We start from the raw sequence: 13087 nt of genomic DNA, 5'->3' as shown, positions 1-13087 counted from the left end.
CGGAGACACCGACATGGCCCTGTTTCGTGAACTCGACTATGGCACCCCCGCCCGCACCGGCGCCCCGGTAACCGTGGAAATCGACGGCCAGGCGATCAGCGTGCCGGCCGGCACCTCGCTGATGCGCGCGGCCCAGGAGGCCGGCATCGCGGTGCCCAAGCTGTGCGCCAGCGACAGCCTGGAACCCTTCGGCTCGTGCCGCCTGTGCGTGGTGGAAATCGAAGGCCGGCGCGGCTTCCCGGCGTCCTGCACCACCCCGGTGGAAGCCGGGATGAAGGTGCATACGCAGAGCCCGAAACTGGCCGAGCTGCGCCGCGGCACCATGGAGCTGTATATCTCCGACCACCCGCTGGACTGCCTGACCTGTTCGGCCAACGGCAACTGCGAGCTGCAGGACATGGCCGGCGTGGTCGGCCTGCGCGAGGTGCGCTACGACCCGGTGAAGACCCACCTGGCCGAGGCCAAGGACGAATCCAACCCCTATTTCACCTTCGACCCGGCCAAGTGCATCGTCTGCAACCGCTGCGTGCGCGCCTGTGAAGAAGTGCAGGGCACCTTCGCCCTGACCATCACTGGCCGTGGCTTCGACTCGCAGGTCAGCGCCGGGCAGAACGAGACCTTCCTCGACTCCGAGTGCGTGTCCTGCGGCGCCTGTGTCAACGCCTGCCCGACCGCCACCCTGATGGAAAAGTCGGTGATCGAGAAGGGCCAGGCCGAACGCAGCGTGACCACCACCTGCGCCTATTGCGGCGTCGGTTGTTCGTTCAAGGCCGAGATCAAAGGCAATGAAGTTGTACGCATGGTGCCGAACAAGGACGGCCACGCCAACCACGGCCACGCCTGCGTCAAGGGCCGTTTCGCCTGGGGCTACGCCACCCACCCGGATCGCATCGCCGCGCCGATGATTCGCGAGAGCATCCACGAGCCCTGGCGCACGGTGAGCTGGGACGAGGCGATCGCCTATACCGCCAAACGCTTCAAGGACATCCAGGCGCAGTACGGCCGCGACTCGGTCGGCGGCCTGACGTCGTCGCGCTGCACCAACGAAGAGGCCTACCTGGTACAGAAACTGGTGCGCGCCGCCTTCGGCAACAACAACGTCGACACCTGCGCGCGGGTCTGCCATTCGCCGACCGGCTACGGCCTCAAGGTCACCCTCGGCGAATCCGCCGGCACCCAGGATTTCGACTCGGTGCTGGCCGCCGATGTGGTGCTGGTGATCGGCGCCAACCCCACCGACGGCCACCCGGTATTCGGCTCGCAGCTCAAGCGTCGTCTGCGCGAGGGCGCCAAGCTGATCGTCGCCGATCCGCGCGGCATCGACCTGGTGCGCGGCCCGCACGTCAAGGCCGACCATCACCTGCAACTGCGTCCCGGCAGCAACGTCGCCCTGCTCAACAGCCTGGCCCACGTCATCGTCAGTGAAGGGCTGGTGGACGAGGCTTTCGTCGCCGAGCGCTGCGAGATTGAGGCCTTCGAACAATGGCGCGCCTTCGTCGCCGACCCGCGGCACAGCCCCGAGGCCATGGAGGAGTTGACCGGAGTGCCGGCCGCCAGCGTGCGCGCTGCGGCGCGGCTGTATGCCACCGGCGGTAACGCGGCGATCTACTACGGCCTGGGCGTGACCGAACACAGCCAGGGTTCCTCGACCGTGATGGCGATCGCCAACCTGGCCATGGCCACCGGCAATATCGGCCGGCCCGGCGTCGGGGTGAACCCGCTGCGCGGGCAGAACAACGTGCAGGGCTCCTGCGACATGGGTTCCTTTCCCCATGAGCTGCCCGGCTACCGCCACGTCTCCGACCCGCTGGCGCGCGCGCAGTTCGAGCAGGCCTGGGGCGTCACCTTGCTCGACGAGCCGGGCCTGCGTATCCCCAATATGCTGGCGGCGGCCCATGCCGGCACCTTCAAGGGCATGTATATCCAGGGCGAGGACCCGGCGCAGTCCGACCCGGACACCCAGCACGTCACCGACGCGCTCAAGGCCATGGAGTGCGTGGTGGTGCAGGACCTGTTCCTCAACGAAACCGCCAAGTACGCCCATGTGTTCCTCCCTGGCGCCTCCTTCCTTGAGAAGAACGGCACCTTCACCAACGCCGAACGGCGCATCTCGCCGGTGCGCAAGGTGATGCCGGCGCTGGCCGGCAAGGAAGACTGGGAAGTGACGGTGGCGCTGTCCAATGCCCTCGGCTACCCGATGAACTACAGCCACCCGTCGCAGATCATGGACGAGATCGCCAGCCTGACGCCGACCTTCACCGGGGTCAGCTACGCCAAGCTCGAGCGCCTGGGCAGCATCCAGTGGCCATGCAACGACGCCGCGCCCGAAGGCACGCCGATCATGCACGAGGACGCCTTCGTGCGCGGCAAGGGCCGCTTCATGATCACCGAGTACATCGCCACCGAGGAGCGCACCTCGCGCAAGCGCCCGCTGATCCTCACCACCGGGCGGATTCTCTCGCAGTACAACGTCGGTGCGCAGACCCGGCGCACCGCCAACGGCGCCTGGCATGCCGAAGATCGTCTGGAGATCCATCCGGTGGATGCCGAGGATCGCGGGATCAATGACGGCGACTGGGTATCGATCAACAGCCGCGCCGGCGAGACGGCGATGCGTGCGACCATTACCGAGCGGGTTCAGCCGGGGATTGTTTACACCACCTTCCACCACCCGGAATCCGGCGCCAACGTGATCACCACCGACAACTCCGACTGGGCCACCAACTGCCCCGAGTACAAGGTCACCGCGGTGCAGATCAGCAAGGTGGCAACGCCTTCGCAGTGGCAGGAGGAGTTCCAGGCCTTCACCCACGAGCAGCTCGACCTGCTGCCGCAGATCAAGGTGGTGCAGCTGTGAGGGGCGTGTGGTGTGTGTGCAGCGACGGCATGGGTATCGCTGCGCTCAACCCATCCTACGGGGCAGTCGGGTTAATCAGCGGAGCACGTCCATGGGCATGAACGCCACGCAACTGATCAAGATGGCCAACCAGATTGGCGCCTTCTTCGCCTCCCAGCCCGACCCGCTGCAGGCGCGGGACGATTTCGCCCAGCACCTCAAGCGCCAATGGGATCCGCAGATGCGCACCGCGCTCTACGCTCATCTCGATGCCAGCGGCGGTGAAGGGCTGAGCGCCTTTGTGCTCGAGGCAATGCGGGCGCGTCGCGACCAGGTCGAACCTGTGGCCAGGCCGGCTTAAGCTGGGAGCTGATCCCTTGGAGTCATCGAGCATGTCACGTCGCGCAGCCATCTCCGTTCCGGGCGAGCCGTCCACCAGCCAGGCGCAGGATGCCTACGCCTATGTCGAGCTGGATGACGCGGCAGTGCGCGGCAGCGCCATGTTGGCCGAGGAATGTGCCCTGGCGATTGCCTACAACGGTATCAGCCATGCGGTGATGATGGTCTCGCCCTCGGCCGTGGAAGACTTCGTCATCGGCTTCAGCCTGAGCAGCGCGGTGGTCAGCGGCATCGAGCAAATTTTCGACGTACGGGTTACGCGCAGTGGCGACACCCTCAGCGCCGAGGTGCAGATCAGTAACCGCGCCTTCTGGGCGCTCAAGCAGCAACGTCGCCAGCTGGCCGGCACCAGCGGTTGCGGCCTGTGTGGCGTGGCGGCGCTGGAGCAGGCACTGCCGCAACTCGAGGTCCTGCCGCCCAGCCCGTTGCCGCCCGCCGCACACCTGCGTGACCTGCGCACGCGCATCGCCAGCGTGCAGAGCCTGGCGCGCCACAGCGGCGCCCTGCATGCCGCGCTATTTGTCGACCAGCACGGCGAAATCAGCCTGTGCCGCGAGGATATCGGCCGGCACAACGCGCTGGACAAGCTGATCGGTGCGCTGCGCCAGCAAGGTCGTAGCGCGCGCCAGGGCTTCGTGGTGATCACCAGTCGCTGCAGCCTGGAGCTGATTCACAAGGCGGTGCGCGGCGAATTCGCCACCCTGGTCAGCCTCTCGGCGCCGACCAACCTCACCGTGCGCTGGGCGCGCGAGCACCGGCTCAACCTGATCCACCTGCCGCATCACAGCGCGCCCCGGGTCTACAGCCCGGCGTGCTAGGGCGCTCTCTCAGCGTTATTGTTTCGATGACCCCGGCTCGTAGGGTGCGCGGGGCTGCCTAGGCCGTGCGCACCGGCACCCGGTTGTCAGTGGTGCGCACGGCGCACCCTACCAGGCTCGGTCAGCCTCACCGTGCGCTGGACGCGCGTGCACCGGCTCAATCTGATTCACTTGCCGCACCACAGTGCGTTTACAGCCCCTCGATCAACGCCCGGTAGTCATCGACTGCGGCGAATTCCTCGGTGTCTTTCGGGCCTTTGCGGCTGTCCGGCTGGCGCACCGCCAGCAGATGGCCGACGCCGAAGGCGCGGGCGCTGCGCAGGATCGGCAGGCTGTCGTCGATGAACAGGCTGCGCGCCGCAGCGAAGCCGAGGTCCTGCTGCAGGGCGAACCAGAACTGCTGGTCTTCCTTGGCGAAGCCGTAGTCGTGGGAGCTGATCAGGCGGTCGAAGTAGGGCGCCAGTTCGATGCGTTCCAGCTTCAGCGACAGCGAATCGCGATGGGCGTTGGTGATCAGCACCACGCGTTTGCCGGCGGCGCGCACCGCGGCGAGGAAGGTGTCGGCGTCCGGGCGCAGGGCGATCAGGTGGGCCACCTCGCGCTTGAGTTCGCGGATCGACAGATTCAGCTCGCGGCTCCAGAAGTCCGTGCAGTACCAGTTGAGCTGGCCGGCGTGCGCATGGAACAGCGGCAGCAGCTCGGCGTCGGCCAGCGCGCGGCTGATGCCGTGCAGCTCGGCATAGCGCTGCGGCAGGTGCTCCAGCCAGAAGTGGTTGTCGAAATGCAGGTCGAGCAGGGTGCCGTCCATGTCCAGCAGTACGGTGTCGATCTCGGTCCAGGGCAATGACGGCATGGCGGCTTCTTGTGTGCTGATTGCGGAGGTTGTCGCTAATCTGCCGACTGACGTCGTGATCGCGCAATCTCCGACGGGGCTAATCGGAAAAGGCGCGGTATGATAACTCGCCTCGCCACTCCCAGGAGCCGCACCATGCGTCAGAAACCCACCGTACTCGCCCGCGAGATCGTCGCCAGCAGTCGCCTGTTTCGTGTCGAGGAACTGCAGCTGCGCTTCGCCAACGGGGTGGAACGGACCTATGAGCGCCTGGTCGGCAAGGGCGTCGGTTACGGCGCGGTGATGATAGTGGCGCTGGCCGATGCCGAGCATGTGCTGCTGGTCGAGGAATACTGCGCCGGCACCGACGACTACCAGCTGTCGCTGCCCAAGGGGCTGATCGAACCGGGCGAGGACGTGCTGGCAGCGGCCGACCGCGAACTCAAGGAAGAAGCCGGTTTCGGCGCGCGGCGGCTCGAGCACCTGACCGAGCTGAGCCTGTCGCCCGGCTATATGAGCCAGAAGATCCAGGTGGTATTGGCTACGGAGCTGTACCCGGAAAGCCTGCCCGGTGACGAACCGGAGCCGATGCGGGTCGACAAGGTCAACCTGCGCGAACTCTCGAGCCTGGTGCAGCATCCACAATTCAGCGAGGGCCGGGCCCTGGCCGCGCTCTACCTGGCGCGCGATCTGCTGACCCAGCGCGGAGACTTCGTGCCATGAGCCACCCCCTGATTCCGGCGGTCATCCAGTTGGTCCGCGAGGCCGGCGCGGCGATTCTGCCGCATTGGCGCGCCGGTGTGCTGGTCACCGAAAAGGCCGACGCCTCGCCGGTGACCGCCGCCGACATGGCCGCCCATCACATCCTCACCGATGGCCTGGTCGCGCTCGATCCGAGCATCCCGGTGCTGTCCGAGGAGGACGCCGATATCGCCTTCGGCGAGCGCGCGCAGTGGCGCCGCTGGTGGCTGGTCGACCCGCTGGACGGCACCAAGGAATTCATTGCCGGCAGCGAGGAGTTCACCGTCAACGTCGCCCTGATCGAGCGGGGCCGGGTGGTCTTCGGCGTGGTCGGTATTCCGGCCAATGGCCGCTGCTACTACGGCGGTGCCGGCCTGGGCGCCTGGCGGGCCGAGGCCGATGGCGCGGAGCAGCCGATCAGCGTGCGCCTGACCCCGGACGAGGCCTTTACCGTGGTCGCCAGCCGGCGCCACAGCAGCCCGGCGCAGGAGCGTCTGCTCGAGGGCCTAAGCGAGCGCTTCGGCGACCTGCAACTGGCCAGCGTCGGCAGCTCGCTGAAGTTCTGCCAACTGGCCGAAGGCATTGCCGATTGCTACCCGCGCCTGGCGCCGACCTCGCAGTGGGACACCGCCGCCGCCCAGGGCGTGTTGGAAGGTGCCGGCGGCGAAGTGCTGACCCTCAAGGGCGAGGTGCTGACCTATGAAGCACGCGAGTCCCTGCTCAACCCGTCCTTCCTCGCCTTGCCGGTAGCCGTCGAATGGCGTGCCGAACTGATCCAGCTGGCCCGCGCCCTGGACTGAGAGCTCGCGAACAACCCCCCGTCTACCGCGGCCGTCTCCAGGCGCCCGCCGCTGCGACCCATTACCCCGAGCAATCCGCAGGGTGACCTCACCGCAGGCAGTGCACCGCTGGTTCATCGGCGCGGCGCGGGGTGTCTCAGTCGGCGATCAATTGGTCGACCAGGGCCGGGTCGTCGATAAAACGGTTGCGCGTACCCTGCAGGCTGCCGATCTTTTCGTTGCGGGCGTTTTCTTCGCCATCCGGTGGGTCCATCCGGTGCCAGCGTTTGTACATGCTCGCCTGGCCGACGATGGGCAGGTCGTATTCGATATGCATATAGAAGATCGCCCGGGCGATATTGCCCTTGGCTGCGTCAGGCGGCTCCAGCACCTTGAAGCGGCTCTTGAGGTCGCAGCCGATGTCGACGAACGGGCTCTGCCCGCTGGCGTCCAGCTCACCGAACTGCGCGTTGCGCCGCACCTGTTCGACGCGGGTCAGCGCCGGATAGAGGTTATGCAGGTCGGCGGCCATATAGGCATAGCGCGGGTTCATGATGCGGCACTGGCGATCGGTGATGCAGCGCAGGGCGCTTTTCAACTGCTTGCGGCTGTAGATCGGGCTGGCGCTGAGCAGTCCGCCACCACCTTCGCCGGTAAAGGCCTTGGCGCAATACAGCGAGGTGCCGCCGGCGCCATACAGCTCATTCCAGAACAACTGGTCGCGAACTTGCGGATCGGCAATCTGGCTCTGACCATTGGCCAGAACCGGCAGGCTGAAACTGGCTGCCAGGCAACCGAGGGCGATAACGACAGCACGCATGACCAGGCCCCGCTGACCGCCGTGTTCGGCGGCTGTTGTTTTTATAGGATGGTCGCCTCTAACAAGACCGACGAGGCATGATAAAGCCGAAAGATTGACGCCATGTAAGCCTTAGCTTACATGGCGTGCTGCAGATCGCCACTACTGCGCTGGGCGCTGGGCGGCTAACCTTCTGTTCATGGACGTAGCGCAGGAAGCGCAAAGTAACCAAAAGGGATACGCTGGAAGCCGCCAGGATGGTGTGCGGAACACGGATGTCAGTACACAGTCTGCAAAGGCCCCGCACCAGCGGGGTTTTCTTTTTTGGGCGTTCGCCCAGTGCTCCCTATTACCTGTCCAGCATCCGCCATCCCGCGTGGGTCAGCCTTTTACCTGATGCGCCACCCATTCGGCATAGGCGTCGATGAACTTTTTCAGGAACGGTTTGATGCCGTCGCCGAGCTCACCGCTCTCTTCGAAGAGGCTGCCGGCATTGCCTATGTAAGCTTCCGGCTGCTGCATCATCGGCACATCGAGAAATACCATGGACTGGCGCAGGTGCTGGTTGGCGCCGAAACCGCCGATGGCGCCTGGCGAGGCACTCAGCACGGCGCCCGGCTTGCCGCCGAAGGCGCTCTGGCCGTAGGGGCGCGAGCCGACGTCGATGGCGTTCTTCATCGGCGCCGGCATCGAGCGGTTGTATTCCGGGGTGACGAACAGCAGCGCGTCGGCCGCCTTGAGCTTGGCGCGGAAGCGGATGTAAGCCTCGGGCGGCTGGTCGTGGTCGATATCCTCGTTGTACAGCGGCAGGTCGCCGATCTCGACGATTTCCAGTTTCAGCGAAGCCGGCGCCAGTTCGATCAGGGCCAGGGCCAGTTTGCGATTGATCGAGCCCTTGCGCAGGCTGCCGACCAGGACGGCGATGTGGTGAACCTTGCTCATGACGACTCCTTGCCAGTGAGGGCGGGAAGAGGGGTGAACTGAAACTATAGACTGCCCCGGCGCGGGCATTCGACACTCATGTCGCTAGCAGGCGAAGGCTCCGAGCAGATCCTCGACGAAGGCCGGCTGCACCTCGCCCGGCTGGCGGTTGCGGTGGCTGGCCAGGTGAAACCGCACGCAGCAGGCCGCGCGTCTCCCAGGGGGCGGCGATATGCCAGGGCAGGAAGGCTGGGTATCGCTGCGCTCAATACATCCTACGAATCAGTCCGGATGCAAGCCGGGAAAGCCCCGGCGCCGATCTACCCCTGCACATGGCCCGCCGTACTGACTGCCCGCAACGAAAGAAGCCGGGCCACCGGGCCCGGCAAATAAAGGCTGGAGAGCAATCGAGCGGGTGTTGTGTCTTACCAGAGCGCCAGGCTGTAGCTGAGGATCAAGCGGTTCTCGTCCAGATCGCTGCCGATGTTGCTGCGGGTGCTGGCGTTGCGCAGGCGCAGGCCGAAGTTCTTCAGCGGGCCGCTCTGCACCACGTAGGCGATGTCGGTGTTGCGCTCCCAGGTCTTGCCTTCGCTCAACCCGGCGCCACGCTCGACGTTGTCGCCGGACAGGTAGCGGGTCATGAAGGTCAAACCCGGCAGGCCGAGGCCGGCGAAGTCGTAGTCGTAGCGCGCCTGCCAGGAGCGCTCGTCCTGGTTGCCGAAATCGTTGATCTGCACCAGGTTGACCAGCGCGTTGTCCGAGCCGGCGATGTAGGCGAAGCCGGTGTCGCCGCTCAGCTGCTGGTAGCCGGCGCCGAAACCGTGGCCGCCCAGACGGTAGGTGAACAGCGCGCCGAAGGCGTCGTTGTCGACGTTGCTGCCGCCGTCGTCCGTGGAGCGGGCGAAGCGGATATCCGACTTGAAGCTCTGGCCCTCGCCCAGCGACAGCTGGTGTACCAGGTTGACCAGGTGCTGCTGGTAGATGCCATCGAGGCCGCCGTAGTAGTAGCTGGTCGCGAGCTCGGGCGTCCACTGGTAGCGGCCGCCGGCGAAGAGGAATTCGTCGCTGGTCTTGGCGCTGCCCAGCACGATATTGCGCTTGCCGCCGTTGAATACGCTCATCTGCTCATTGTCGGACGAGTCGCGCTGGTTGACCCGGTCGATGCGGCCGAGGTCCAGGCTCAGACCTTCCACTTCGTTGCTGTTCAGCCAGGCGCCGCGGAAGGTCTGCGGCAGCAGGCGGCTGTCGTTGCGCATCAGCGCCGGCAGCAGCGGTTGCAGGGTGCCGAGCTTGAGGGTGCTGTTCGACGCGCGCAGCTTGGCGGTGAGGCCGAGCTCGCCGTACTCGTCCTGGGCGCGCCTGGGCGCCTCGCGGTCACTCTTGAGGATGCCGGTGCCGACCCGGTCGGGACTGGAATCCAGCTTGATCCCGAGCAGGCCGATGGCGTCGACACCGACGCCGATGGACCCTTCCGTGTAGCCGGAGTCGAGGCGGAGGATAAAGCCCTGGGCCCATTCCTCGGCCTTGCTCTGCGCCGCGCCGTCCTGGCGGAAGTCGCGATTGAAGTAGAAGTTGCGCGCGTCGAGCACGGCCTGGCTGTCGTCGATGAAGGCGGCGCTGGCCGGGCCAGCCAGGCCCAGGGTGATGCTCGCGGCGAGCAAGTGCGGGGTGTGGCGCATGGGTATTTCCTCTTGTTGTTATTGTGGATACGGCTGTTTGGTCCACAGCCGGCCAGGCAACGCGTGCAGGGGCCGCGCCGTGGGAGTGGGTGACAGCTGAAAAAAGGCGCGGGCCCAAGGGCGGGCCCGCGTTTTCGCTCAAGCGTTACAAGGTCTGGTGCAGGCCCAGCCGTTCGGGGCGGAACAGCCGTGCCTCCATCAGCCGCGGCTGGCGCACGCTGGGCATGAAGTCCATACGCGCGAGGATGTCGCGTTCGAGGTCGACGCCGGGGGCGATCTCGATCAGCTCCAGGCCGTCGACGCTCAGCTGGAACACGCAGCGTTCGGTGACGTAGAGCACCGGCTGGCCGCGTTCGGCGGCCCGGCGCCCGGCGAAGGTGCGCTGTTCCACCGCGGCGACGAACTTGCGCAGCTCGCCGTCCTTGACGATGCGCAGCCGGCCATCCTCGATGCGGATGTCCTGCGGGCCGGCGCTGAAGGTGCCGACGAACACCACCCGCTTGGCATTCTGGCTGATGTTGATAAAGCCGCCGGCGCCGGCCAGGCGCGAACCGAACTTCGACACGTTGAGGTTGCCCGCTGCGTCCGCCTGGGCCAGGCCGAGAAAGGCCAGGTCGAGGCCACCGCCGTCGTAGAAGTCGAACTGGTAGGGCTGGTCGAGCAGCGCGCTGTGGTTGCTCGCCGCGCCGAAGTCCAGGCCCGACGCGGGGATGCCGCCGATCACGCCCGGTTCGGCGGTCAGGGTCAGGCGTTCGATCACGCCTTCCTCGGCGGCCACCGCGGCGACGCCTTCGGGCATGCCGATACCGAGGTTGACCACCGCGCCGGCCTTGAGCTCCAGGGCGGCGCGGCGGGCGATCAGCTTGCGCACGTCCAACGGCAGCGGCGCCAGGCTGTCCACCGGCACCCGGGTCTCGGCGGCGAACGCCGGGTTGTAGGCGGTGGCGAAGGTCTGCTGGTGGTTCTGCGGTTCGGCGACCACCACGCAGTCGACCAGGATGCCGGGGATCTTCACCTCGCGGGGATTCAGCGAGCCGCGTTCGACGATGCGCTCGACCTGGGCGATCACCATGCCGCCGGAATTGTGCGCGGCCATGGCGATGGCCAGGCTCTCGATTGTCAGCGCCTCGCGCTCGAAGCTCAGGTTGCCGTCCGGATCGGCACTGGTGGCGCGGACGATACCGACGTGGATCGGCAAGGTCGGGTAGAACAGGTAGTCCTCGCCGTCGATCGGCATGCGCCGCACCAGGTCGACGGTGGTGCAGGCGTTGAGCTTGCCGCCGCCGAACTCGGGGTCGACGAAGGTGCCCAGGCCGACGCGGGATAGCTGCCCCGGCTTGCCGGCGGCGATGTCGCGGAACAGTTGCGAGATCACCCCTTGCGGCAGGTTGTAGGCTTCGATGCGGTTGTCCACCGCCAGCTTCTGCAGCCCCGGCACCAGGCCCCAGTGGCCGCCGATTACCCGCCGCACCAGGCCTTCATGGGCCAGGTGGTTGAGGCCGCGGCCCTTGCCGTCGCCTTGGCCGGCGGCATACACCAGGGTCAGGTCGCGCGGTGCCTGTTCGCTCTGGAAGCGCTGCTCCAGGGCGATGGCGATTTCCTCGGCGAAACCGATGCCGACGAAGCCACCGGTGGCGACGTTGGCGTTATCGGCGATGCGCGCCACCGCAGCGGCGGCAGTCATGATCTTGCTCATGGCGGGTACTCGTAACGAAAGGGGTATCTCGACCGTAGGAGCGGGCCATGCCCGCGATGGGTTTCGCGGGCATGGCCCGCTCCTACGGGTCTATTGCTTAGAAACTGCCGAACAGGGTGCCGAGGGTAATCACCATGACCAACGCCACCATGGGGAAGGCCACGGTGTTGACGAAGATGAATTTGTACGACTCGCGATGAGTCAGCTTGCAGATCGCCAGCAGCGAGATCACCGCGCCGTTGTGCGGCAGGGTGTCCATGCAGCCGGAGGCCATGGCGGCGACCCGGTGCAGCAGCTCCGGGCTGATACCGGCGCTGGTGGCCAGGGTCAGGTACTGCTCGCCGAGGGTCTTGAGGGCGATCGACATGCCGCCGGAGGCCGAGCCGGTGATGCCGGCGAGAATGTTCACCGCCACCGCCTCGGAGATCAGCGGGTTGGCGGAGACGCCGAGCACCAGGTCGCGAATCACCACGAAGCCGGCCAGGGAGGCGATCACGGTGCCGTAACCGACTTCGGCGGCGGTGTTGAGGATCGGCAGCATCGAGCCGAAAGCGCCATCGTTGACGGTTTTCTTCAGGTCCAGCCAGCGCTGCCAGTGCAATGCGATCAGCAGCAGGATCGCCGCGCTCAGGGCGACGATGATCGACCAGATGCCGATCAGCGATTTGGCATCCTGCAGGCCGCCGAATTCCGGCTTGGCCAGGTAGCTGGCGTCGAGGCTGGGCAGCACCTGCTTGGCCATCACGAAGTTCAGCACGATCACCAGCAGGATCGGCAGCAGCGCCAGCCAGAAACCGGGGATGCTGCGGTTGTCCTCGGCCACCGGGTCGTCGCGGTGCTCGCCGTAGCCTTCGCCGGCCGCTTTCAGCTTGCGCGCCTGGGCGGTCAGCCACCAGGTGCCGAGACCGAACATGATCAGGCCGGCGATCAGGCCAAGACCCGGCGCGGCGAAGGCGTCGGTGCCGAAGAACGGGTTGGGAATGGCGTTCTGGATCGCCGGGGTGCCGGGCAGGGCGGTCATGGTGAAGGTGAAGGAGCCCAAGGCGATGGCGCCGGGGATCAAACGCTTGGGAATCGCGGCCTCGCGGAACAGCGCGGCGCCGATCGGGTACACGGCGAAGGCCACCACGAACAGCGACACGCCGCCGTAGGTGAGGATGCCGCAGGCCAGCACGATGGCGAGGATCGCCCGCTGGCTACCGACCTTGGCGACTATGCCGTGGGCGATGGCGCGGGCCGAACCGGAGTCGTCCATCAGCTTGCCGAACAGCGCACCGAGCAGGAACAACGGGAAGAACTGGATGACGTAGCCGCCCATGGCCTTCATGAACACCTGGGTGTAGGTCGGCAGCAACATGGCGATATCGCCGGAAAACAGCAGGGCGAGCAGGGCCAGCAGTGGAGCGAGGATCAGCACGTTGATGCCGCGGTAGGCGAGGTACATCAACAGCGCGAGGGAAATCAGAATACCGAGGGTACCCATTGGGGATGTTCCTTTTGTTGTTGTTTTAGGCACCGCTCTATGGCGTGCCGCGGGTGGCTGCGTGGTGCACTCAGGCAGATACGCAATCCATGGAAGAACCTAGA

The 13087-nt window shown here is 66.3% G+C and carries 11 protein-coding genes; 5 read left to right on the top strand and 6 right to left on the bottom strand.

Annotated elements, in window-relative coordinates; translation table 11 throughout:
* The first annotated feature begins 13 nt into the window (after positions 1-13).
* The 3 genes from fdhF (at position 14) to fdhD (ending at position 4053) form a co-directional block, all read left to right on the top strand.
* Positions 14-2857 (top strand): formate dehydrogenase subunit alpha, encoded by a 2844-nt coding sequence (gene fdhF / locus G9C89_RS17795; protein WP_172150492.1) that lies wholly within the window; start codon positions 14-16, stop codon positions 2855-2857.
* A gap of 91 nt (positions 2858-2948) precedes the next feature.
* On the top strand, positions 2949-3197 hold the full coding sequence (locus G9C89_RS17790; RefSeq protein ID WP_172150490.1) for a formate dehydrogenase subunit delta: 249 nt from the start codon (positions 2949-2951) through the stop codon (positions 3195-3197).
* Between the two features lie 31 nt (positions 3198-3228).
* Positions 3229-4053, top strand: a complete 825-nt coding sequence (gene fdhD, locus G9C89_RS17785) for a formate dehydrogenase accessory sulfurtransferase FdhD (RefSeq protein ID WP_172150488.1) — start codon at positions 3229-3231, stop codon at positions 4051-4053.
* A gap of 190 nt (positions 4054-4243) precedes the next feature.
* Here fdhD and yrfG read toward each other — a convergent pair whose 3' ends face one another.
* Positions 4244-4906 (bottom strand): GMP/IMP nucleotidase, encoded by a 663-nt coding sequence (yrfG, locus tag G9C89_RS17780; protein ID WP_172150486.1) that lies wholly within the window; start codon positions 4904-4906, stop codon positions 4244-4246.
* A gap of 135 nt (positions 4907-5041) precedes the next feature.
* Here yrfG and nudE point away from each other — a divergent pair, with 135 nt between their 5' ends.
* Together nudE and cysQ are read left to right on the top strand one after the other, a co-directional pair.
* Positions 5042-5608 carry an ADP compounds hydrolase NudE gene (gene nudE, locus G9C89_RS17775; protein ID WP_172150484.1) on the top strand — a complete coding sequence of 189 codons (567 nt, stop codon included), beginning with the start codon at positions 5042-5044 and terminating at the stop codon, positions 5606-5608.
* On the top strand, positions 5605-6426 hold the full coding sequence (cysQ, locus tag G9C89_RS17770; protein ID WP_172150482.1) for a 3'(2'),5'-bisphosphate nucleotidase CysQ: 822 nt from the start codon (positions 5605-5607) through the stop codon (positions 6424-6426). Before nudE ends, cysQ begins: the two co-directional genes overlap by 4 nt.
* 136 nt (positions 6427-6562) lie before the next feature.
* Here cysQ and G9C89_RS17765 read toward each other — a convergent pair whose 3' ends face one another.
* From G9C89_RS17765 to G9C89_RS17740, 5 genes are all read right to left on the bottom strand, one after another.
* Positions 6563-7225 carry an endonuclease gene (locus G9C89_RS17765; protein WP_172150480.1) on the bottom strand — a complete coding sequence of 221 codons (663 nt, stop codon included), beginning with the start codon at positions 7223-7225 and terminating at the stop codon, positions 6563-6565.
* A 360-nt stretch (positions 7226-7585) separates the two neighbouring features.
* A complete protein-coding gene (locus tag G9C89_RS17760; protein ID WP_172150478.1) occupies positions 7586-8146 on the bottom strand; it encodes an NADPH-dependent FMN reductase in 561 nt (186 codons plus the stop codon).
* Between the two features lie 404 nt (positions 8147-8550).
* Positions 8551-9804: an OprD family porin gene (locus tag G9C89_RS17750; RefSeq protein ID WP_172150476.1), complete on the bottom strand. Its 1254-nt coding sequence runs from the start codon at positions 9802-9804 to the stop codon at positions 8551-8553.
* Between the two features lie 145 nt (positions 9805-9949).
* Positions 9950-11500: an acyl CoA:acetate/3-ketoacid CoA transferase gene (locus tag G9C89_RS17745; protein ID WP_172150474.1), complete on the bottom strand. Its 1551-nt coding sequence runs from the start codon at positions 11498-11500 to the stop codon at positions 9950-9952.
* A gap of 97 nt (positions 11501-11597) precedes the next feature.
* On the bottom strand, positions 11598-12983 hold the full coding sequence (locus G9C89_RS17740; protein ID WP_172150472.1) for a GntP family permease: 1386 nt from the start codon (positions 12981-12983) through the stop codon (positions 11598-11600).
* Positions 12984-13087: the final 104 nt, after the last annotated feature.

The organism is Pseudomonas tumuqii (genome assembly GCF_013184545.1).
GTDB lineage: Bacteria > Pseudomonadota > Gammaproteobacteria > Pseudomonadales > Pseudomonadaceae > Aquipseudomonas > Aquipseudomonas tumuqii.
This window is presented reverse-complemented; position numbering and strand designations above follow the sequence as displayed.